Annotated in this window: 17 protein-coding genes and 2 pseudogenes; 10 read left to right on the top strand and 9 right to left on the bottom strand. The window is 39.1% G+C overall.

The window, feature by feature from the left end:
* Positions 1-20: 20 nt before the first annotated feature.
* Both QFZ31_RS10945 and QFZ31_RS33820 read left to right on the top strand, forming a co-directional pair.
* Positions 21-2,123 (top strand): annotated as a pseudogene (locus QFZ31_RS10945) (pectate lyase); the annotation flags it as partial.
* A complete protein-coding gene (locus tag QFZ31_RS33820; protein ID WP_373459914.1) occupies positions 2,115-2,969 on the top strand; it encodes an OmpL47-type beta-barrel domain-containing protein in 855 nt (284 codons plus the stop codon). The pseudogene QFZ31_RS10945 and the gene QFZ31_RS33820, both read left to right, overlap by 9 nt.
* A 119-nt stretch (positions 2,970-3,088) precedes the next feature.
* Here QFZ31_RS33820 and QFZ31_RS10940 read toward each other — a convergent pair whose 3' ends face one another.
* The 4 genes from QFZ31_RS10940 to QFZ31_RS10925 all read right to left on the bottom strand — a co-directional run bounded on the left by QFZ31_RS10940 (position 3,089) and on the right by QFZ31_RS10925 (position 5,650).
* Entirely contained in the window at positions 3,089-4,093 is a 1,005-nt protein-coding gene (locus tag QFZ31_RS10940) for a serine hydrolase domain-containing protein (RefSeq protein WP_307311513.1), read from the bottom strand.
* Positions 4,060-4,251 (bottom strand): hypothetical protein, encoded by a 192-nt coding sequence (locus tag QFZ31_RS10935; protein WP_307311913.1) that lies wholly within the window; start codon positions 4,249-4,251, stop codon positions 4,060-4,062. Before QFZ31_RS10935 ends, QFZ31_RS10940 begins: the two co-directional genes overlap by 34 nt.
* 88 nt (positions 4,252-4,339) lie before the next feature.
* The gene (locus QFZ31_RS10930) at positions 4,340-4,534 is read right to left on the bottom strand and encodes a hypothetical protein (protein ID WP_307303002.1); all 195 of its coding nucleotides are present in this window, start codon (positions 4,532-4,534) and stop codon (positions 4,340-4,342) included.
* A 246-nt stretch (positions 4,535-4,780) separates the two neighbouring features.
* Positions 4,781-5,650, bottom strand: a complete 870-nt coding sequence (locus QFZ31_RS10925) for an SDR family oxidoreductase (protein WP_307303001.1) — start codon at positions 5,648-5,650, stop codon at positions 4,781-4,783.
* A gap of 501 nt (positions 5,651-6,151) precedes the next feature.
* Between QFZ31_RS10925 and QFZ31_RS10920 the strand changes: the two genes are divergently transcribed.
* The gene (locus QFZ31_RS10920; RefSeq protein ID WP_307303000.1) at positions 6,152-6,340 is read left to right on the top strand and encodes a hypothetical protein; all 189 of its coding nucleotides are present in this window, start codon (positions 6,152-6,154) and stop codon (positions 6,338-6,340) included.
* 93 nt (positions 6,341-6,433) lie between these two features.
* On the opposite strand, the gene QFZ31_RS10915 is transcribed toward QFZ31_RS10920, so the two are convergent.
* Complete coding sequence (locus tag QFZ31_RS10915; RefSeq protein WP_307302999.1) at positions 6,434-7,090, bottom strand: tetratricopeptide repeat protein; 657 nt, start codon at positions 7,088-7,090, stop codon at positions 6,434-6,436.
* 218 nt (positions 7,091-7,308) lie between these two features.
* Positions 7,309-8,496: an acetyl-CoA C-acetyltransferase gene (locus QFZ31_RS10910; RefSeq protein WP_307302998.1), complete on the bottom strand. Its 1,188-nt coding sequence runs from the start codon at positions 8,494-8,496 to the stop codon at positions 7,309-7,311.
* Positions 8,497-9,020: 524 nt separating this feature from the next.
* Between QFZ31_RS10910 and QFZ31_RS10905 the strand changes: the two genes are divergently transcribed.
* The 4 genes and pseudogenes from QFZ31_RS10905 to QFZ31_RS10890 all read left to right on the top strand — a co-directional run bounded on the left by QFZ31_RS10905 (position 9,021) and on the right by QFZ31_RS10890 (position 14,762).
* A complete protein-coding gene (locus QFZ31_RS10905; RefSeq protein ID WP_179599136.1) occupies positions 9,021-9,203 on the top strand; it encodes a Fur-regulated basic protein FbpA in 183 nt (60 codons plus the stop codon).
* A gap of 246 nt (positions 9,204-9,449) precedes the next feature.
* Positions 9,450-11,661 (top strand): annotated as a pseudogene (gene katG / locus QFZ31_RS10900) (catalase/peroxidase HPI).
* A gap of 465 nt (positions 11,662-12,126) precedes the next feature.
* Complete coding sequence (locus QFZ31_RS10895; RefSeq protein ID WP_307302997.1) at positions 12,127-13,101, top strand: multidrug resistance efflux transporter family protein; 975 nt, start codon at positions 12,127-12,129, stop codon at positions 13,099-13,101.
* A 218-nt stretch (positions 13,102-13,319) separates the two neighbouring features.
* Positions 13,320-14,762: a glycoside hydrolase family 1 protein gene (locus QFZ31_RS10890; protein WP_307302996.1), complete on the top strand. Its 1,443-nt coding sequence runs from the start codon at positions 13,320-13,322 to the stop codon at positions 14,760-14,762.
* A gap of 76 nt (positions 14,763-14,838) precedes the next feature.
* On the opposite strand, the gene QFZ31_RS10885 is transcribed toward QFZ31_RS10890, so the two are convergent.
* Positions 14,839-15,039, bottom strand: a complete 201-nt coding sequence (locus QFZ31_RS10885; protein WP_306073316.1) for a heavy-metal-associated domain-containing protein — start codon at positions 15,037-15,039, stop codon at positions 14,839-14,841.
* Between the two features lie 185 nt (positions 15,040-15,224).
* Here QFZ31_RS10885 and QFZ31_RS10880 point away from each other — a divergent pair, with 185 nt between their 5' ends.
* The gene (locus QFZ31_RS10880; RefSeq protein WP_307302995.1) at positions 15,225-15,566 is read left to right on the top strand and encodes a hypothetical protein; all 342 of its coding nucleotides are present in this window, start codon (positions 15,225-15,227) and stop codon (positions 15,564-15,566) included.
* A 64-nt stretch (positions 15,567-15,630) separates the two neighbouring features.
* Here QFZ31_RS10880 and QFZ31_RS10875 read toward each other — a convergent pair whose 3' ends face one another.
* Positions 15,631-16,938, bottom strand: a complete 1,308-nt coding sequence (locus QFZ31_RS10875) for a M14 family zinc carboxypeptidase (RefSeq protein ID WP_307302994.1) — start codon at positions 16,936-16,938, stop codon at positions 15,631-15,633.
* 221 nt (positions 16,939-17,159) lie between these two features.
* Entirely contained in the window at positions 17,160-18,989 is a 1,830-nt protein-coding gene (locus tag QFZ31_RS10870) for a helix-turn-helix domain-containing protein (protein WP_307302993.1), read from the bottom strand.
* A gap of 258 nt (positions 18,990-19,247) precedes the next feature.
* Between QFZ31_RS10870 and QFZ31_RS10865 the strand changes: the two genes are divergently transcribed.
* Together QFZ31_RS10865 and QFZ31_RS10860 are read left to right on the top strand one after the other, a co-directional pair.
* Positions 19,248-20,387: an acyl-CoA dehydrogenase gene (locus QFZ31_RS10865; protein ID WP_306073017.1), complete on the top strand. Its 1,140-nt coding sequence runs from the start codon at positions 19,248-19,250 to the stop codon at positions 20,385-20,387.
* Between the two features lie 32 nt (positions 20,388-20,419).
* Positions 20,420-22,390 carry an acetate--CoA ligase gene (locus QFZ31_RS10860; protein WP_307302992.1) on the top strand — a complete coding sequence of 657 codons (1,971 nt, stop codon included), beginning with the start codon at positions 20,420-20,422 and terminating at the stop codon, positions 22,388-22,390.
* Positions 22,391-22,478: the final 88 nt, after the last annotated feature.

Here is a 22,478-nt window from a genome sequence, read left to right as displayed (position 1 = left end):
AATTGACTGGGGAGGAACTTATGGTTGGAAAAAAAGTATTAAGAATATATTTAATGTGTTCTCTTGTACTATCTTTACTAGCAGGCGGATTCGGTGGATTCGCAAACACTACGGTACATGCTGCTAGCCCTTCAATAATCAACAGTGGAGGTTGGAATGAAACTGCGTATATAGAATGGTCATCTGTAGGTGATGCGGTAGGATATAACGTTTATGTTAAACCTGATAGTGCACCAGATTCTCAATATAAACAAATCGATACTGAATTAATTCGAAGCTACGGATCGTATTGGAGAGCTGATGCTGTAGGACTTGCAGCTGGAGAATATGTCATGAAAGTTGAAGCAGTACTTTCAGATAATTCAATAGTAAGTATCGTTTCAAATACGCTGTCTGTAGCTGCACATGACAGATCTGGTTTTGCTTTTGCATCAAACTCAACATATAGCACTGGTTCAGGTGCTTATAATGAGGATGGAACACTTAAGGCTGGCGCTCAAGTTATTTATGTAACATCTAAGAATGCACAAACTGTAACTCATGATGTGATAACCAGCAGCTCAGGAGCTGTCACACCAGGTGTCGGAATAGGTGATATTCTGAACCTGAGACAAAAAGGTTATGATAAAAGACCGCTTGCCATCAGATTTATTGGAAAAATTACTGACACCGACATGCAGGGACAACTTAACAGCAGCGGATATCTTCAAGTAAAAGGTAAATCCCATTATGCGGAGATGAATATGACATTAGAAGGTATCGGGGAAGATACTTATACTTATGGATGGGGAATCCTGCTTAGATATGTCGGTAATGTAGAAGTAAGAAACCTAGGAATTGCGTTATTCCCAGACGATGGCATTTCAATGGATACTGGCAATGTGAACGTTTGGATTCATCATAATGATCTTTTCTATGGAACGGCAGGAGGAGATGCCGACCAGGCAAAAGGTGACGGTTCCACGGACCTGAAAGGTAGCTCCACTTATATTACACTCTCTTACAATCACTATTGGGATGCCGGAAAAGCGGCTCTAGTTGGTTTAAATGAATCAGCAGAATTCTTTGTAACCTTCCACCATAACTGGTTTGATCACTCAGACTCTCGTCATCCACGTATAAGAACAGGAACTGTTCATGTGTACAATAACTTTTTTGATGGAATCTCTAAATATGGTGTTGGTGTAACAACAGGAAGTTCATCCTTTGTAGAATCAAACTATTTTAGAAATGCGAAATATCCAATGATGAGTTCCTTGCAAGGTACTGATGCTTTAGGAGAAGGTACATTCTCGGATGAAGATGGAGGAATGATTAAAGCATACAACAATATTTTGGTTGACGCTGCAAGTATTATCTATGCTAATTCCGATACAGGAACAACAACCGCTAATGCTACATCATTTGATGCTTACTTAGCTTCGTCAAGAAGTGAGATTATACCAACCTCATATAAAACCTTAGTAGGCGGAACAACTTATAATAACTTTGATACTCGCATTGATTTGGGAGTAACTGCATCTGACATTGATGACGTAAGTCTTGTTGAACAAATTGTCACTGCAGAAGCCGGACGGCAAAATAATGGCGACTTCATATGGGAATTTGATAATGTCGTGGATGATAAATCGTCTAGCCTCAATTCCGCATTGATGTCTAAAATAAAAAATTACAAAAGCCAACTTGTATCTGTAGGGGGTAATTCAACTCCAACAGACCCAACAGACCCAACAGACCCAACAGACCCAACAGACCCAACAGACCCAACAGACCCAACAGACCCAACCCAGCCAACTGCAGGAAATGTTCATAACTTTACTACAGATGGGAAAGCAAGCAGCTTCTTCAATATTCAAGGGAATCTTTCAACAAGTAAGGGAACAGTGGTGTATAAGGGTCTGACCCTGACTCAAGCATTAAAAATTGAGAGTTCGACCAGCATTGACTTTACGACTACTGTTGATTCAACCTTAACGTTAGTATTTAATACAGGAGACACATCAAAAATCAACATAGATGGCACAAGTTATGCAATGACAGATGGCGTTGTAACTGTGCACCTTGCACCTGGCTCGCATACCATTAGAAAAGCTGATGTTGCAAATCTATTCTATATGGAAGTAGCTATTAAGGGAGCAACAGCACCAACAGAACCAACCGATACTGTAGCTCCTACAGCGACGATCAGCTATAGTGATGTCAATCCGACCAACAAAGATGTAATTGTGACTGTTATACCAAGTGAGCCTGTTTCGGTAACGAACAATAATGGGTTAGATCAGTACACTTTTAGCCAAAATGGAAGTTTTACCTTTACGTTTGAAGACGCCGCTGGGAATGCAGGAAGTGTTGTTGCGATCGTCAATAACATTGATAAGAATGCACCTGTAACCACCGACGATGCGCCGAATGGCTGGGTTAATAAAGATGTAACCGTGAATTTTAAGGCAAGTGATAAAGATTCAGGTATCGTAGCCACGTATTACACGATTGATAACGGGGCTCCCCAAACGGGCGAATCAGTTACATTTACATCGGAAGGCATTCATAGCCTTACTTATTGGAGTGTTGATAACGCCGGTAATGTAGAGGAGAAGAAAACGGTTTCGATCTATTTGGATAATACCGCACCATCGCTTCAGGTCGAATTAGATCAAACGATACTCTGGGCTGCCAACAATAAACCTGTTTCAGTAACAGCGGTCGTTGATTCAAGTGACCGTTTGTCGGGGATTGATTCCGTTGTACTGTCCTCGATTATTCCAAGTGAACTTGATGACGCGTCCGAACAATTGGTGGGGGATGCTGTTTTAGGTGCGCTGGATAAGAGGTTTACATTGCTTGCTAAAAAAGCGAATAACAAGGCTGATCTTACCTATAGCATAACGTATACAGCAATCGATAAGGCAGGAAACCAGACAGATACTACCGTTATGGTACGAGTACCTCACAATATGTCAGGGAGATAAAAGAATATAAGGTCCCAATATCTTTAGGACAAATAAAAAGGGGTGGTCCCAAGAGTAGAAGATTTCTACTAAGGGCACCCCTTTCCTAATCCTAAATAATTCAGCACTTATACCTGTTCTTAAAGCGAACTATAAATAACCGAGCGAAGCCGTGGATGATGGTAAGCCTCAAAGTTAGGCAGCATTTGCTGCATATACACAGCGGAAAGCTTTTCTTTTGGGTCGATTAATACCCACGTGCCCGCTAAACCACACCAACCGAATTCTCCAATTGAACTGTTACTGCCAGCTAAAGGCGGATCCATCATGACTCTTACACCCAATCCATAGCCATAGCCCTTCAGATAGTCCCAGTTATAGTACGGCAGCACGTCCGGCTGAAGATGATTGGTGGACATTAGTTCAATCGTCTTTCTTCCTAAAATATTGACACCATTAAGCTCTCCGCCGTTTGCCAACATGTGGGCAAATCGACTATAGTCGCCCAACGTAGACAGCAGCCCTCCGCCTCCACTTTCAAACTTGGCTCCAAGCTGATAATTCTCATCCATTAATGAATTTTTGGTTAACTCCCCGTTTTCACTACGATTGTAAAGGCTGCAAAGACGCTCTTTTTTCTCCTCGGGAATCTTGAAAAATGTATCCTTCATTTCTAAAGGATCAAAAATTTCATCTTTTAAAAATTGGCCAAAGGATTTACCTGACAGGACTTCAATCAGTGCTCCCAAGATGTCATGACTGTAGCCATATTGCCATTGTGTCCCTGGTTCAAAGGCAAGTGGAATCTCGCTGAGCATTTGAGAGAGTGCTCTTACATCTAAATTCACAGAACCCTTATCGTTATTAAAGTTATTGAGCGCCAGTTTAACCTGACGTTCCGTTTCATTTCCGTCCCCTCCATAGGTTAATCCGGAGGTCATCATGAAGAGATCTTTGACCCTGATTGATTTTGAAGAAGGTAAAATCGACAACTCTCCGTTTTTATTTCTATGGTAAACTTTTGGTTCTTTGAATTCCGGAAGATACTCTTCAAGAGGGTCATTTAGCAAAAACAATCCCCGTTCATATAAAATAAGGGCAGCAACACACGTTACCACTTTGGTGTTTGAATAAATTCTATAAATGGTATCCGATAAAATTGGTTTTTCGGTTTCAAGGTCGGCATAGCCAATGTAATCTTCAATACAGTTTTCCCTTGATAGGTAACTGCACAGGCACATCCAGCCGGACCTTTTTCGACAAAGCTTTTTAATAATGGATGTAGTTTTTCAAATGATTTCAACAGTTTTCCCTCCCTTATTAAGCATCTACATACAGAAAAGTAGATGATACTTCCATTTAACACTGTCAGCCAAAAATTTGCCTTAAGTTTAGACTAGTACATCTGTTTTGGCTAGATTTACTATCTGTATTGTTTCACCATCTTTTTCTAATTTGAAGCTTACATTCTTATCTTCACAAACAAGGTCATAATCACCAAGGAATCCTTCAAATGAAACTATAACCTTCCCAGTAGTCAGGAAATACTCCCCAATAGAAAGGCAGTGTCGCAAAGATAAAAACATCTAAGAACTTATCCATTTTTTCTTCCAAAAATGCAAGTCTGTCTGCTGGTACACTTTTCTGCCGGGAACACCAGGTAGAAATCAAAATGGCTTCCAATCATGAAGACAAATCTTTTACGATTTTGGGATTCGGATATACCTTATAACTACGGAGACTTATTATGTAAGGAAACAGTAACCAGAGAATCTGGGGACGGCTCATGATTTCAAGTAGTACTGGCTAACAAGAACCGTCCCCACGGCTAACTACCCATTAACGACTTGTCCACCATTAATATGCAGAATTTGTCCAGAAACATAGGATGAATCTGAATGTGATGCGAGATAGACAAATGCGGGAGCAACCTCCTCCGGCTGTCCTGGTCGCTTCATCGGTGTATCCTGACCATGTTCACTTACTTCTTCCGCAGTAAAAGTAGAAGGAATAAGAGGTGTCCAAATGGGGCCTGGGGCGATTCCATTTACCCTGATTCCTTTCTCGACCAGCTGAAGGGAAAGAGACCTTGTAAAGGATGTAATGGCACCTTTTGTAGAAGAATAATCAAGCAACTTTGGATGCCCTTTATAGGCAGTAATGGATGTTGTATTAATAATGGCACTTCCTTCCTTAAGGTGAGGCAGCGCGGATTTTGTTAAATGGAACATTGAAAAAACGTTTGTTTTGAATGTTTTTTCCAGTTGTTCTGAATCTATATCCATTATACTTTCCTGGGGATGCTGTTCAGCGGCATTGTTCACAAGGATATCAAGGCCGCCGAGCTCATCTATTGTTTGCTCTACAGCTTTTTTACAGAAAGATTCATCACCGATATCTCCAGCGATTAATAGGCATTTGCCACCATGCTCCTCAACCAGCTGTTTCGTTTCTTCAGCATCATTGCTTTCATTTAAATAAATAATCGAAACATTTGCTCCTTCCTTCGCAAAAGCGATTGCTACTGAACGTCCAATTCCACTATCTCCTCCGGTAATTATTGCATTCTTTCCTTGCAGCTTGTTACTTCCTTTGTAGTTCGGATTTTCGCTTTCTGGAAGTGGCCTCATATCCTTCTCCATTCCTGGCTGCTGGTTTTGTTCTTGTGCAGGTAATTTGCTTGGGTACTGTTCATTGTTCATTTTGATATTACCTCCTAAATTTGGGATGTTAATTCAGTACCCTTTAGATAAGGAGAATAAACCAAATACCCCTTATTGATATCTTCCAATCTTTTAAAACCTGAAAAAAATGTAGAAATTTAAATTAAAATGGAAAACGAAAATTGTTAAAGAGTTCGAGGAAACGGGAAGATAAAAATCAAATACATCTCAGCGGAACTATTGTTGCAAATTAAGTGGTTATTAACTATATGCAAAACCGAACAATACTCTAATGGGGGAATGAATAATGAAAATTTTTAAACCGGAATGGCTTTCATTAAGCAAAGAAATAAAACTGAAGCTAATTCGTTTAGCGATATTGGAGAACCAGAACAGATACTTATCACGTTCATAAGCAAAATGAAAATAGTGCACACTGTCATACTAGTCTGAAGGGGTTATGATGGAGCTGAATAAGACGACATAAATAAGATGATTCCAACATAATTATCAGCAATGGGAGGTTAAAGAGGTGAAACCATGTTACGAAATGTTGGAAGAAGATTCATCTGGTATCTAATCAGAAGTACCATCTTTGCAACCTTTATCGGATATGCCCTGTATAAAGCCGGCCTCATATCATTTCCAGGTAATCCAAAATCACAAAGAGAACTGAATAGTAAAGATCGTAATCGAAGTAGAAGAATTGGTAAAATTCGTGTTTCTTAGAGATTTCTAGATTAAAAATGTATATTCAAAAAAGCCCAATTTCTTTTATTGAAAATGGCGAAATTTGGGCTTTTTTTATTTCAAATGAATTTTTTACTTGTATGTACTAATAGTATAATTAATTGCTTCCATATACCCTTTATTCGCCGATTGGATCATTAATTCATAAGCCTCTTCAAACCTGTGTTGATTTTCAAATAATAAGGCAAGATGGAACATGGAAGGGGGATAACCCTGGTTGACTGCAATTCTATAGTAGCTTTCGGCTTTTTTATGATCTGGTGAAATATCACAGTATCCGAAGTGATAAATCCGACCTATTGTATCTAATGATTTGTTTTCATTTTGATTTGCAGCACTACTAAGGGAGAGAAGAGCTTGATTTATATCCATAGCAACCCCAATACCCTTAAGATACATAAACCCTTGGTAATAGAGAGCATCCGCATGTCCCTGTGCTGCAGCAGCAGAAAAGTAATTGAAAGCTTTAATGTAGTTCTTGGAGATTCTTAACTGTTCACTCCCATAATAGCAGTGGTATCCCATTTCGAACTCCGCTCTAGGAAATCCTTTTCCTAGAGATTGAGTAAAAAACTCTAATGATTCCAAAAAGCGTTCAGCTCTAAAGAACCTTTTATATTCATTAAACAGAAACTGAGGATTATCTTTCAAATCATTTTCCTTATTAAAAAGACCACCATTTATATCTAGCATTCTATTTACATTAAATTCTGATTCACCAACTTTCAAATTTTTCCCTCCAAACGTTTGATTATTGAAATTTAATGGATAAATGAGCTTCCCTTGTATTTTCTATTCATGAATATACAAGGGAAGCCTAAACGTTTATAAAATGCTGAATTAGTCAATTTACCTATTCTTCACAACGGAATAGTTAAATAAGGACTTTTTCTCTGTTTTCACGTTGATTTTTTTTTCAAATCCATCAACTAGTAATTTCAAGCAGATTAAGCATTTTCAATAATGGTAGCTACACCTTGACCTCCGCCGACACATAACGTCGCTAAACCAAAGCGGTTTTCTCTTTTTTTCATTTCATGAATTAATGTCACTAAAATCCTTGCGCCGCTTGCACCGATCGGGTGACCTAATGCAATTGCCCCGCCATTTACATTTAACTTTTCTTTATTAAAATGCAGTTCTCTGTCTACTGCGATCGATTGGGAAGCAAAAGCTTCATTTGCTTCAATTAAATCAATGTCTTCTAAGGATAAAGAAGCGGTTTGTAAAGCTTTTTTTACTGCTGGGACAGGACCAATTCCCATAATACTTGGGTCCACACCAGCTATAGCATTTGCTTTAATCACTACCATAGGTGTAAGGTGCAATTCCTCTGCCTTCTTACGGCTCATCACAACAAAAGCCGCAGCACCATCGTTAATTCCTGAAGCATTTCCAGCGGTAACAGTCCCATTCTTATTAAATGAAGGACGAAGTTTTCCGAGACTATCTGTAGTCGTTCCAAATCTAGGGAACTCATCCTGACTGAATAGTGTTACTTGTCCTTTTCGACCAGGTACTTCAACAGGGACAATTTCATCCATAAATCGGTGCGATTCAATTGCTGCTTGAGCCTTTTGTTGACTCCATACTGCAAACTCATCTTGCTCGTTCCGGGTAATTTCATATTTTTCCGCAAGGTTTTCGGCTGTGATTCCCATATGATAGTTATTCTCTGCACACCACAATCCGTCCTGGATCATGCTGTCCAGTAATTTTTGATCTCCCATCTTAAACCCATTCCGCCCGCCTTTTACTAAATATGGTGCTTGACTCATATTTTCCATTCCACCCGCAACGACAATCTCAGCCTCTCCCGAAAGAATTGCCTGTGTTGCCAAATGGACGGCTCTCAAGCCCGATCCACAGACCATGTTAATTGTGATCGCTGGTGTTTCTTGGGGTACACCGGCAGCAAGTGAAGCTTGTCTAGCTGGATTTTGGCCAGATCCTGCTTGTAAAACATTTCCCATAATAACTTGATCAACACTATCATGTGTTATGCCAGCCCTTAGAATGGCCTCTTTTATTACTGTCGCCCCAAGCTCCTTTACGGAAACATTTTGTAGACTTCCTAGAAAACTTCCAATTGGTGTCCTAACAGCACTTACAATTACAATTTCGTTCTTAGTCATTTGAATCTCTCCTATAGTGAATTTATTATACTATGTCTGATTTCAACCATATGTTACTACATATGATGGGAAGTGATATCATTAATTAATCGACAAATTTAGATTCTTAGTTAATGCACGAAGTACCCGAATGAAGAGAATTTTATTGGCACCAGGAAGGGAATAGGAGCTAGAAACTGCAACTGGTCAAAGGGAATTATAGAACCATTTTTAGAATTATAAACTAAGAAACATTTACTCTATAATGGCTTAAAATATAGTTGAATGTTAGCAAATTTTGTAGAAAAAAATCTGAGAAAAATATCTTGTTGAATTATTTATCTGACACTTTTTTTGAGAACCTGTTGTTTAACAGTTTGTTAATATAATAATGATATTTTTCTTTTTTTCAAAAAGATTTTGTTAATTTATTTTAATTCCTACTTTACAGGTAGGTATTATAGGTTTATAATGAAGTTAATCAAATAAATCGTAAAAGTTGTTGTATTAGGTAAAGACTTTATGAAAATTAAGGAGTGTTTCTGATGAGAAATAATGATGAAAAAAAACGCCAAAAACTTATCAATAAATTAATTTTTTTAAACGTATATACCAAAGAAGATCAACAGCTTTATAAGTTGCCACTATCAAAATTACAATTCGAGTTTAGAAGATATAAATTACAAAACCATCCTCATGGTGAGTTTGGGTCTATCCAGTGGGTATAAAATAAATATGGTTTCGTATCATTAGACTGCAATGGTGTCTTTCACCTGCAGTCTTTTTTGTTTGATATAAATGGCATTAAATAATCTCCTAAATGTTACAAATTTGTGATTATGTTGGTTATTTTTTCAATTTTTAGTAATAGCTTAGTAGAATATAAATATAATAGTTATTATCAGCCAGTTTATTTTTCTACCACTAGAAGAATAATTATTTGTTACATAGTTTACAAAGAGAGGGGAAAAAACATGGACGTTAAAAACAATGGGAATGCAGAAGGGTGCCCGTTCCATCATGGAGGCGCTACTAGTAAAAAATCTAGCGGTACGTCAAATCGAGACTGGTGGCCCAATCAGTTAAATTTGAATATTCTCCATCAGCATGACAGAAAAACTAACCCTATGGGAGAAGACTTTGATTATGCAGAAGAATTTAAAAAACTAGACTACTATGCACTTAAGCAGGATCTTCAGGATTTAATGACAACCAGTCAAGATTGGTGGCCTGCTGACTATGGACATTATGGTCCATTATTTATCCGTATGTCTTGGCATGCTGCCGGTACTTATCGTATAACCGACGGCCGAGGTGGGGGCGGGGCAGGTGCACAGCGTTTCGCGCCGCTTAACAGCTGGCCAGATAACGGAAACCTTGATAAAGCTCGCAGGCTGCTATGGCCGGTTAAGCAAAAGTATGGCAACAAGATCTCTTGGGCTGACTTGCTTGTTCTAGCAGGTAATGTGGCGATTGAATCCATGGGCGGTAAGACGTTTGGTTTTGGAGGAGGACGCGAAGACATTTGGCATCCAGAAGAGGACATCTACTGGGGAACTGAAACAGATTGGCTAGGTGATAACCGTTACACAGGAGATCGTGAGCTAGAAAATCCACTTGCAGCTGTTCAGATGGGGCTTATTTATGTTAACCCTGAAGGTCCAAACGGCAAACCAGATCCTGTTGCGAGTGCACGTGATATTCGTGAAACCTTTGCACGTATGGGAATGAACGATGAAGAAACGGTGGCACTCATAGCCGGCGGTCATACTTTTGGTAAGGCACACGGTGCAGGAGATGCTGCTCACGTTGGTCCAGAACCGGAAGCTGCACCAATTGAAGCAATGGGTCTAGGCTGGTTAAGCACCCACGGCAGCGGTAAGGGTCATGACACTATCACCAGCGGTATTGAAGGTGCTTGGACCGCGAATCCAACACAGTGGGACAATGGTTATTTTGATTTATTGTTTGGCTATCAATGGTGGATTACAAAGAGTCCTGCAGGTGCATTCCAGTGGCTGGCTGTAAATCCGGATGAGAAGGATCTCGCACCGGATGCAGAAGATCCATCCGTAAAAGTTCCAACTATGATGACCACAGCCGATATGGCGTTGCGGTATGATCCAGAATATGAAAAGATATCACGTCGTTTCCATCAGAATCCCGAAGAATTTGCTGAAGTTTTTGCCCGTGCATGGTTCAAACTTCTTCACCGTGACATGGGACCTAAAACAAGATATCTAGGTCCAGAGGTTCCTAAAGAAGATCTTATCTGGCAAGATCCTGTACCAGCTGTTGATTATGAATTAACTGAGGCAGAAGTAGCAGAGCTAAAAGCAAAGATCCCTTAACTCAGGACTTACAGTTAGCGAACTAGTAACAACTGCTTGGGCTTCCGCAAGTACCTTCCGTGGCTCAGATATGCGTGGTGGTGCGAATGGTGCCCGCATCCGTCTTGCTCCACAAAAGGATTGGGAAGTGAATCAGCCGGAGCTGCTAGCAAAAGTCCTTCATGTACTCGAAGACCTAAAAGGTAAATTAAATAAGCAAGTTAGCCTTGCCGATTTAATTGTACTAGGTGGAAGTGCTGCGGTAGAAAAAGCTGCACGTGATGCAGGCTTTGATGTAACCGTTCCGTTTGCTCCTGGACGAGGAGACGCCACTCAAGAGCAAACAGATATTGAAGGATTTGCAGTATTAGAGCCTATCGCAGATGGTTTCCGCAATTATCAGAAGGCACAGTATCGAGTTAGTCCAGAGGAGCTCCTAGTGGACAAGGCACAACTTCTAAACCTTACTGCACCAGAAATGACAGTACTTATTGGCGGTATGCGTGTTCTTGGGACGAACCACGGTGGAACAGAACACGGTGTATTCACTAATCGTGTAGGAACACTCACTAACGACTTCTTTGTTAACTTGCTAGACATGGGAGTTGAGTGGAAGCCTGTAGAAGAAAACGTATATGTTGGTCGTGATCGTAAAACTGGTAAAGTGGTACGTACAGCAACAAGAGTCGACCTCGTGTTTGGTTCAAACTCTGTTCTCCGTGCCCTAGCAGAAGTTTATGCTCAGGAAGATAACAAAGAGAAGTTTGTACGTGACTTTATTGCAGCGTGGGTCAAGGTAATGAATGCAGATCGCTTTGACCTTAAGTTGAACAAAGCTCATACATTCAGCATATAACTTAGGACTGCGCAAAAGTATGTACCTGGTTCACTACCCGCAATTGTTAATTCTTCTCGTCAAGATGCGGGGTTGGGCCAGGTACTATTTATTTTTCGATAATTATTCATACTCCTGAGACGTTAAGGAATTGGAATCTCGAATTAAAATATTTAAACACTGTCGAACAAGGTACGATCTTTGAAAAAATGGCAGTAAAATTAGCAAAGGTATTTTCTTTATTTGAAATGGAGGATCTTTTTCACTTAAAGGGAGCAGAAATTTATGAAGTATTAGCCGTGAGTGAACAGTAGGGGATGGTTTTTTGATGTGCTTTTAATCCATCACATGTAGTTCGTTTTAGACCAGAGACCACTTGGTCTTTTTTTTGTGCCCATAAATTCCAATATAATGGATTGTAATAAATACTAATATGCGATATATTGTTTTAAGAAAATTCTTGCAGCTTGGTTTGAGGTGGATTTAGTGAAATCAATCGTAATAGGGATTTGTGCAGCCTTCTTTTTTGCTTTTACATTTGTTCTTAACGCTTCCATGGAGTTGTCGGGAGGCAGTTGGATTTGGAGTGCCTCGCTGCGGTATATCTTCATGGTCCCATTTCTAATGGGTATTGTCATCATGAGGAAAAACCTGCGGCCACTATTAAAAGAAATGAGAGAAAATCCTGGAAAATGGCTGCTCTGGAGCTTTGTTGGTTTCGGGTTATTTTATGCCCCATTATGTTTTGCCTCTGCATACTCACCGGGCTGGCTGATCGCGGGAACATGGCAAATTACGATTATTTCGGGCGCACTGCTGGCTCCGTTATTTTATGAGACGATCCATACAAAGAATGGGCCATTACAGATAAGAGGGAAAATACCATTTAGAGGTCTAATTATGTCAATGATTATTCTGCTAGGTATAGTCCTCATGCAAATGGAACACGCAAAGCAACTTTCTTTTGAGAATGTATTATTAGGAGTTGTCCCAATACTTATTGCATCATTTGCCTATCCTTTAGGAAATCGCAAAATGATGGACGTCTGTGAAGGGCGTTTAGATGCTTATCAAAGGGTGTTAGGGATGACTTTAGCAAGTCTTCCATTCTGGTTATTACTATCTTTCTATGGCTTATTTACCGTTGGATTACCAAGTGGTGGGCAAAGTTTTCAATCCTTATTGGTGGCACTTTCTTCAGGTATCATTGCTACTGTCTTATTTTTTATGGCTACTGATATGGTGAGAGGAAATATGCAAAAGTTAGCTGCTGTTGAAGCAACGCAATCCATGGAAGTGGTCTTTGCCTTAGTTGGAGAACTATTATTTCTATCCATACCGCTTCCTACCCCATTATCATGGGTTGGTATTTTTATCGTAATTTCTGGAATGATTTTGCATAGCTATGTTTCAAATAAGAAAGTGGAAAGTTATTCAAATCAGTCAGTAAATTTAAACTAAGGTGGGCGATGCTGTAAGAAGGCATCGTTTTTTTTTGCAATTTAAAAGGTTCTTGCATGTAAGAGCTAAATTATTTCAGTGTTTTACAACTTTATCATAATTAAGGAAAAACAGAGCAAGTTAAAAAGTGGGTAATGGTGGTTTATTCAAACCTCCAAATAAAAGCATTGAATGTTATCTATTTTAAATTACAGTAACCCGAATGGAGGATTAAAAGATTGAATTCTAAACAAAAGGTATTTCCTGAAGGTTTCTTATGGGGTGGTGCAACCGCAGCAAACCAGATAGAAGGTGGATTTAAAGAAGGGAATAAGGGATTAAATATTGCCGATGTTCTACCGGGAGGAAAAGAGCGCCTTAACATTTTAATGTCTGCTGGTTTTAACTTTGAAATCAATCACGAGAAATACACGTATCCAAATCATGAAGCTATAGATTTTTATCATCGTTACAAAGAAGATATCGCCCTATTTGCCGAAATGGGTTTTAAAGTGTTTCGGATGTCCATAGCTTGGACAAGAATTTTTCCGAATGGTGATGAGCCCGAACCAAATGAGAAGGGCTTGGCATTTTACGACGAGGTTTTTGATGAATTATTGAAGCATGGGATTGAACCTGTAGTTACCATTTCTCACTATGAAATGCCGCTGCACTTAGTAAAAGAATATGGGGGCTGGAGAAATCGACAGGTTGTTTCTTTCTTTGAAAAATATGCAAATGTCATTCTTAAACGTTATAAAGATAAAGTAAAATATTGGATGACCTTCAATGAAATTAATGGTGCCTTGAAGATGCCAATTATGAGTATGGGCTTTTCTCCTCAGAATGAAGAAAGTCGTTACCAGGAGACATTCCAGGCCTTTCATCATCAATTTGTTGCTAGTGGGATAGCTGTAAAAGCCTGTAAGCAAATCAATCCTGGTGCAAAAATTGGCTGCATGATTCTTTTTGCACCTGTATATTCTTATGATTGCAATCCGGAAAACGTTTTATATGCCTTAAAAGAAGAGGAATTGTTTAACTATTTCTGTGCTGATGTCCATGTGCGAGGTGAATATCCAGCTTTCATTAAGCGCTTCTTTAAAGAGAAAAATATCGAACTAGAAATTCATGATGGTGATTTGGATGTAATAAAAGAAGGAACAGTTGATTATATTGGATTGAGTTATTATATGTCCCGTACAGATAAAAAGGAAAAGTCTGACGAGGAAAAGGCACAAGGAAATATAGTTGGCGGAGTGAAAAACCCATTCCTTAAGGCTAGTGACTGGGGCTGGGAGATTGATCCTGTTGGTTTGCGGATCAGCTTAAACAAGCTTTATGGAAGATATCAGGTACCGCTATTTGTCGTTGAAAATGGCTTTGGGGCGTATGATCAAATGGAGGAGGACGGCTCCATCAATGATGACTACCGAATTGATTACCTCCGTGAACATGTGCGGGCAATAGGGGAGGCAATCGAAGATGGTGTGGAACTCATGGGTTATACTGCATGGGGTTGTATAGACTTAGTGAGTATGTCTACTGGTGAAATGTCCAAGCGCTATGGATTTATTTACGTCGACAAGAACGATGATGGCAGTGGTACAATGGAAAGAAAACGAAAAGAATCATTCCATTGGTATAAAAAAGTGATTGAAAGTAATGGAGAGGTTCTATAAGAATATAGGAGTTGTTATAACAGGCAAAACCGTTTACTTATAATGTGACGGTTTTGCCTTTTTAAGAATAAACCCTCTATTCTAGTAGGTGTAATCCATGCTCTTGAATCCTATTGATAATTTTCTCCTGAGCAACCTGATTTTCATTGTAAGATATTTTCACCTCACCATCCTCTGTATCAACCAAGGCTCTTTCGACTCCATCCATTTGCATAAGGACGGTTTCTAATGTTTGAATGGGTAGCATACTTGTTGCTTCTTTAATAAAAAGAGTCATATCTGCCACTTAAGATCTTCCTTCCCGTAATGATTTTTTTTCAACCTTAGTATCATTCCCTTTTAGTATTCACTTGCATACGAGAGAGTTTTATTTCAAATTAAAAGGGGATGTTTCGCTTGATTGTTCTTAATCAAGAACATATAATGATGATGAATTGTTAAATAATGGAGGTGATTGTATTCATGAAACGGCAGGAAGTTATTATTTTTGCTCGTACATATGATTCCAAGAATGATGAGGGAAAAGTTGTTCAAGTTGGAGAAATTCATATTCTAAGTAAAAAACAAGCTCTGTCTAACGAAGATGGTGTTTCCAACGGTCACAAAATCGCACAAATTGAAGTACCTTTTGACCTGGCTCAAAAGATTATTGGGCAAGTACCAGCTGTCTGTGAAATCGAATATGAGATTACTGTTGTAAATAGTGCGCTCATACTTCTCCCAAGAAATGTTCAAGTGATTAAAGAGATAGAAAGTTTAAATATATTAGAGGAAACGGATTTAATTTGCACATTTGAAATGTAATGTAAGGGAAAAAAGGCTGACCCAATAGGTCAGCCTCAGACTATATTCTTATTATCAAAATCTATTAATCCCTAGTTGAAGGGTCTTCAATTCTGTTCGTTGATTCTGGAATCGCATCATAAATTGCCGTATCCACATCATGAATGGATCCGTCCGCAAGCCCTTTGAATACCTCAAATAATGGAACTTTTACTGTTTCCTTCAGCATGCCAGCCTGTTTTTGCCCGAGTGTCTGGCTTTGTCCTTTAATTTCAATCAGCATGATGGCTGCATCATTTAAAGCAAACGCTCCAAGTGCTGTCCCTGGAAGGTTAACATCAGGATATTTTTGCACTGCGCCATAATGTGAGTTTCCTCTTTGAAGAGCAAGATTGGCTAGTGCATTAACCTGTTTGCCAAGCTTTAATACCTCTTCGTCCACTTCATATTGTTTACCTGAGAAAGGATCGGTGTATGGATCGGCTACAACTGCCGCCACTTGGACTGGAACGGATCTGTTATCCTCATCAGAAAGTGTATTAAATCCACGGTGGTGTACATCAACAAAAACATCCGGTTTAAATTCTTGGAAAACCTTTGTCACCGTACGTGCTTCGGCTGTTACATAGAAACCACCATAATTGCTGTTATTTGTTGCTTTGCTATTTAAAAATGCTGAAACTTTATTTTTGTCTTCTTTTTCTACCCTAAAATCCAAATTCGGATTGTAGTCTCTGTTCTGGTCGTAACCAGGGATACCATACACCACACGGCCTTCATTTGCTTGACCTCTTTCACTACCATCTGCATTATAGTACCAAGGCGCTACAGTACCTGAAGGCAGGGCTATATTTTCTGGAAGCCAGGTCTGGTGTGTATAACGAGTAGGGTACCATTTTCCTTCAAATGTATTATCTGATCCTTCTGGATTAATTCTAGGCATAATCCAAATAGAAACTTTATCTAGTATTTCATCAATTTCCTGTCCGCCGCTTGATAGCTTTTGAATAATATCAATGGCAGCTTCTGTTCCAATTTGTTCGTTTCCATGGATTTGTGTTGTAATTAAGATCCTTTTTTTGTTTGGATCCGCATCACCGAATTTAACAACATACAGAGGATCTCCTTTATCTGCTTCGGTTTTATAACCATCTAATGTATGGTTAGAATATCCGACAACTTCTAACTTCATTTTCCCTTTAGAAGAGGCCTCTAGTTTCTGCAGCGTTTTGGTTAGTTCCTCATTGGACATGTAGCTTGATAAAGAGATATTTTGTTCTCCCTCAATATAGGGTCCGTTTGGATTTGATTGAGGTCCAGCCAAGGCGGTGGTTGAAAGTGCCATGGTTAATGCCATGGCGGCTGGAATAACAGCCTTTGAAAACTTTTTCATAGATTTTCCCCCTAATATGTAATAGCTGCCATTTTATTATTTCGGATGTAGAAATAAATGGTAGTTATTTAGTATATTACCAAGGAAAGACTGTTGATTACACTGAAAAATCACTATATTTAGAAAAATGGATAAATTGAACTTGTCTATCATTTCGTTTCGGACCATTTTACCTAATTTTACCTTTTAGATAGATGGGCTTTTAATCCTGTTTCTAGTAATTAACTTTTGTTTTTCTGTAACGAATCTTTATCTTTTATAAACTGATAAATATTGATGGCTAAATGAATATTAAATAAGGAATGACTATCATTCAAATTCGTTACTAGAATCTCCTCAATGCGCTTTAAACGATAGCTTAGAGTATTAGTATGAATATGCAAACAATCTGCCGTTTTCCGGATGTTTTGATTCTGGTCTAAATAAACAACAAGCGTGCTTAACAATTCTCCTTTTCTAGATTGTTCGTATTGAATAAGAGGACCTAATACTTCTTGGATAAAATCGATCAATTCTTCCTTTGAATTTTGTAAAATAAACCTCTGGACCCCAAGATCTGTATAACTTATGACTCTATCTTCAAAAGAATAGATTTTGAGGAATTTTATGCATTTGGTTGCTTCTACAAATGACTCATGGATAAGAGTAAGCCCTTGCTTCATTCTTCCAATACCTATGGATGTATCTATCTCACTATATTTATGATTAATCTCCTGCTGTAACTTTTTTGAGAGTTCCTTTATTTCAGCAACAATATTGCTAGATGAAACTTTTGAATGCAAGGAAATAAGAGCAACGATTTGATTTTTATCCCTTACCGCCGTTACTTGAAGGTTCCTCCCAAGTAATGTTCTATTGGTCATATGGAGTAAATTTCTGATAACGGGGTCGCCAAAAACTTTTTGCTCATTGGACTTATCTTTAAAATTAATAATAATCGCCACGTAGTTCCAGTTAGGGTCAAAATTTAAATTTTTTGCTTTCTGAATCAGCAGCTCATCAATCTGTCCTGAAAAAAGCTTGGTCACGAATTCGCCTCTTAAACGCTGCTGTGTATCAAATACGGCTTGCTCTTTTACTAGTTCAAGGGAAATGACCGTACATGCATGTTCAAGAGCGGCGATATCCACATTACTAACTTTTTGATGAGAAAGGATGATTAGACCACCAAGAGACTTTTGCTTAGATCCAAGCGGTAAAACAACTAATTGATATGTATCGTCTATTAATGTTATCTCGGAAACAGTATGTGAGTTTTCTAGTGTTAGGATAATTTGTTTTGCATACGCTTTCATATATTCGGTCATTTCACCAGAAAATGAGGAATGACATGCGGAAGCCCTTAATTCTCCTATTTCATCAAAGAGAAACAGGTGCTGTCCAATTGTATTATGTATATAATTCAAAATCGATTGAATACCTTCTCCATTCACAACAAGATTCGCTAAGTTTCTATGTATTTCAATGGAATGGGAAAGTGTGTGAACCATTTTTTCTTTTTCAAAAAATAATTTGGATCTTTCCAAGGCAACAGCAGCTTGGTGACCAATCGCTTCTAATAAATGAATATCCTCTTGTTTAAACTGCAAAGACTGTTCAAACGAGTCTAATGTAATGACCCCAATACATTTTCCCTTTTGTAAAATAGGGGAAGAAATGACCGAGGTAAAGTGGAAATTACTCGGAATCGCCTGATCTAATAAATCTCTATTATATGGGGTTAATGTAGACAGTGCCTGTTTAACTTCCCCCTCATCCCAAAAAATGAGACATTTTTTTGCTGCAAAAGCCATCCCTGTCATGGATTCACCGCTAACAAGTTTAATTTGCCTAAAAATATGTGGATAGAATAATCCTTGCGCTGATTTCGCGATCAGTCGATTCTGGTTTTTGTCAAAAATCCATATCGAGCCGCCCCCAGCAGCTTCAACCACGGATATTGTTTCACTCATGATGGATTCAAAAATGGTATTAATATCTAATTTTGAATTTATAACGTTGGACACATGGATTAAGGACTTTAGCTGCCGATGAGTTAATGTATCTTGCATCGTTCATCACTCTTCCTCTATGAAATTGAATTCTATTACATTTCGGTCCATTTAATGTTTTTGTGTAAAAGTCACAAATTTATTACAACTATATTCATGAAAACGTACATAGCATAATAATGCTAATCGTTATATTCTGATTATAAGAAAATTTAGACAGTATTGAAAGGGGGGCTGTACATAGAATAGTAAGTTTATAAGTTTGTTTTTATATTTTTTTACTAAAAACAATCAGGAATTGAAAGGAGTTGTAGATAAATGAATTTTGATTTAACGAAAGAACAAGAGATGATTCGCGATTTAATTCGAGATTTCGCCGATGCAGAGGTTGCACCAGGGGCAGATGAACGTGATCGAACAGGGGCTTTCCCTAAGGAAATCTTTTCAAAATTATCGGAGCTAGGGATTATGGGTCTCCCATTCCCGGAGCAATATGGGGGCGGAGAGGCAGATACAACTAGCTTTGCAATCGTCGTTGAAGAACTTAGCCGCGTGTGTGCATCCACAGGTATTACATATTCAGCACATATTTCATTAGGCGGGGCGCCGCTAAATTTATTCGGAACCCACGAGCAAAAGGAAAAATACTTAGCACCCATTTGTACTGGAGAATCCTTCGGAGCATTTGGATTGACGGAACCAAATGCAGGCTCCGATGCAGGGGGAACGCAAACAACAGCAGTTCTTGATGGAGATGAGTGGGTCATTAACGGCTCTAAATGTTTCATCACAAACGCAAGCTACGCGAAGCACCTGGCAGTAACGGCGGTAACAGACCGCTCAAAAGGGATTAACGGTATCACCGCATTTATCGTTCCTACGAATGCTCCAGGATTCACTGTAATTGACAACTACGAAAAAATGGGTTTGCATGCTTCGAATACGACAGAACTAATCATGGAAAATGTAAGAGTTCCAAAGGAAAATTTGCTAGGCACAATTGGAAACGGTTACAAACAATTTTTAGCTACCCTTGATGGTGGAAGGATTGGAATTGGCGCCATGGCGGTAGGTATTGCTCAAGGTGCGTATGAAAAATCTCTTCAATATGCAAAAGAGAGAAAACAGTTCGGAAAAAGTTTATCCAACTTCCAGGCTATCCAATTTAAGCTCGCTGATATGGCAATGAATATTGAATTAGCCCGGAATATGGTTTTCAAAGCAGCCTGGTTAAAGGATCAAGGGCGAGTATTTAAGAAGGAAGCCGCATTTGCAAAGTTATTTGCTTCGGAAATCTGCATGCGTGCATGTGACCAAGCGGTTCAAATTCATGGCGGATATGGATATATGAAGGAATATCAAGTTGAGCGATTCTTCCGTGATGCGAAACTCTTGGAAATTGGTGAAGGCACATCTGAAGTTCAACGAATGGTCATTGCTAAACAAATTGGATGTTAAATAATAAATATCATTGTTAAAGGAGCCCTGACATGGATATCAGTGGAATTTTACAAGTCGTTTCAAATAGTAAACTCATTTATCCAGCAGAAGAAAAAGTGCGTTCAACCTCCATTGGAAGTAATGAAGCTTTTCAAGAACTTCTTAAACAATCCAAAGACGATCCTGCGGCATTCTGGGATCAAACAGCCCGCGAACTTGTTTGGTATGAACCATGGAAAGAAACCATTAGTGGGGAACTTCCTGATTTTCGCTTTTTTACCGGCGGCATTAGTAATCCGAGTGTAAATTTACTTGATCGGCATATCGAAAATGGTGCTGGAAACCGAACCGCTCTTATTTGGGAGGGTGAGAGCGGGGACAGCAAATTTTACACGTATAATATGCTTCTTGCAGAAGTAAATCGATTTGCGAATGTTCTTAAATCATTTGGGGTAAAAAAAGGTGATTGTGTCGCTATTTTTCTTCCAAATCTGGCGGAAGCCATTATTTCTGTTTTGGCTTGTTTTCGAATTGGCGCTATATACAATACGATTTTCTCAGGTTATTCCGAAAAATCGCTGACGGACCGATTAATCAATTTTGAACCGAAAGTATTGATTACGGCGGACGCAACAAAGCGTCGGGGTAACTTGATTCCTTTGAAAGAAAAAGTCGATCATGTTGTACCATCTATTCCTTCTATTGAAGCGGTCATTGTCGTAGATAGATTAGGCACAGAGGTTCAAATGAAAGAAGGCCGAGATTACTGGTGGCATGAACAGACAAAAGCTGCAAGCATTGTTTGTGAACCTGAGAGATTAGAAGCAAATGAGAGCGGTATTGTATTTTATACAAGTGGTACTACCGGTAAACCAAAAGGTGTCGTACATTCAGGTATGGCTTTTGTCATTCAGAACTACATATATGCCAAGTATCATATGGATCACCGTCATGACGATGTGTTCTGGTGTACCGCGGATATCGGCTGGTTAACCATGCATATTTGGGGAATTACAGGTTCCTTAGCCAATGGAGTAACTACGGTTGTCTATGAAGGGTCTGTTGATTATCCAACAAAGGACCGCTTTTATCAAATCATTGAAAAATACAGGGTAAATAAACTGTTTACTGCTCCAACCGCTTTAAGAATGTTAAAAAGTATGGGAGATAAGGTATTGGAGAAATTTGATTTGTCTTGTCTCGATGTCATTTCCCTTGTTGGAGAACCATTCGATCCGGAAACCTGGTACTGGACATATGATGTGTTAGGGAAGAAGAAAGTCTATATCAATAATACGTGGGGTCAAACCGAAACAGCGGGGTCGCCTATAGCTGGAGCAGCTTGGCTGACGCCGATGAAGCCGGGTGCTGCAGGTACTGCCTTTTTAGGTGCTGTTATGGATGTTGTTGATGAAGAAGGCAAGCCAGTTCAGCCTGGAAGGTTAGGAAATCTAGTGATTCGAAAACCATTTCCTATGCTTTGCAGGACACTTTGGAAAGAACCTGAGCGTTATTACGCCTCATATTTCAGCCAAGTGGACGGCTGTTATTATGCCAGTGACCTGGCATTAATCGATGCTGATGGTTACTTATGGGTTGTTGGCCGTTCCGATGATGCGTTTAATGTCGCAGGACATCGTCTAAGTACTATGGAGATGGAGAGCGCTGTACTAGAATGTTCAGGCGTTTCTGAAACCGCCATTATTGGAATTCCTGATGAAATTAAAGGTGAGGTTCCGCTTGTATTTGTCCGTCTCGCGGATGGCTATGAGGGTACAGAAGAACTAAAACAACAAATAAATGCTCAAATCATTCAACAAATTGGTAAGATTGCAGCTCCCAAATCGATTATTTTTACAGATATGCTGCCGAAAACAGTCAGCGGGAAAATCATGCGTCGTTTATTAAAGGAAATCGTTATATCCGGAAAGGTCCAAGGTGATATTACTGGACTAGAAGACCCAGCAACGGTTGCACAAATACAAAAAATTGTTGCTGAAAGAGCGTCCGTTAAAAGGTAATATGCAGGCTGGTCATTTGTCAGGAACAGGCCCGGCAAATGACTGGTTCCATTTACAAGATTATCAGTTTAAGATCGTTGAAAAAATA

This window comes from Neobacillus niacini, assembly GCF_030817595.1.
In the GTDB taxonomy this organism is placed as follows: Bacteria; Bacillota; Bacilli; order Bacillales; family Cytobacillaceae; genus Neobacillus; species Neobacillus niacini_G.
This window is presented reverse-complemented; position numbering and strand designations above follow the sequence as displayed.

What these genes read in the sequence shown, in the direction of transcription:
- QFZ31_RS33820 (WP_373459914.1), top strand. Translation starts at nt 2,115, where the DNA reads ATGGAAGTAGCTATTAAGGGAGCAACAGCACCAACAGAACCAACCGAT.
- QFZ31_RS10930 (WP_307303002.1), bottom strand. Translation starts at nt 4,534, where the DNA reads ATGTTTTTATCTTTGCGACACTGCCTTTCTATTGGGGAGTATTTCCTG.
- QFZ31_RS10925 (WP_307303001.1), bottom strand. Translation starts at nt 5,650, where the DNA reads ATGAACAATGAACAGTACCCAAGCAAATTACCTGCACAAGAACAAAAC.
- QFZ31_RS10920 (WP_307303000.1), top strand. Translation starts at nt 6,152, where the DNA reads ATGTTACGAAATGTTGGAAGAAGATTCATCTGGTATCTAATCAGAAGT.
- QFZ31_RS10910 (WP_307302998.1), bottom strand. Translation starts at nt 8,496, where the DNA reads ATGACTAAGAACGAAATTGTAATTGTAAGTGCTGTTAGGACACCAATT.
- QFZ31_RS10905 (WP_179599136.1), top strand. Translation starts at nt 9,021, where the DNA reads ATGAGAAATAATGATGAAAAAAAACGCCAAAAACTTATCAATAAATTA.
- QFZ31_RS10885 (WP_306073316.1), bottom strand. Translation starts at nt 15,039, where the DNA reads ATGACTCTTTTTATTAAAGAAGCAACAAGTATGCTACCCATTCAAACA.
- QFZ31_RS10880 (WP_307302995.1), top strand. Translation starts at nt 15,225, where the DNA reads ATGAAACGGCAGGAAGTTATTATTTTTGCTCGTACATATGATTCCAAG.
- QFZ31_RS10875 (WP_307302994.1), bottom strand. Translation starts at nt 16,938, where the DNA reads ATGAAAAAGTTTTCAAAGGCTGTTATTCCAGCCGCCATGGCATTAACC.
- QFZ31_RS10870 (WP_307302993.1), bottom strand. Translation starts at nt 18,989, where the DNA reads ATGCAAGATACATTAACTCATCGGCAGCTAAAGTCCTTAATCCATGTG.
- QFZ31_RS10865 (WP_306073017.1), top strand. Translation starts at nt 19,248, where the DNA reads ATGAATTTTGATTTAACGAAAGAACAAGAGATGATTCGCGATTTAATT.
- QFZ31_RS10860 (WP_307302992.1), top strand. Translation starts at nt 20,420, where the DNA reads ATGGATATCAGTGGAATTTTACAAGTCGTTTCAAATAGTAAACTCATT.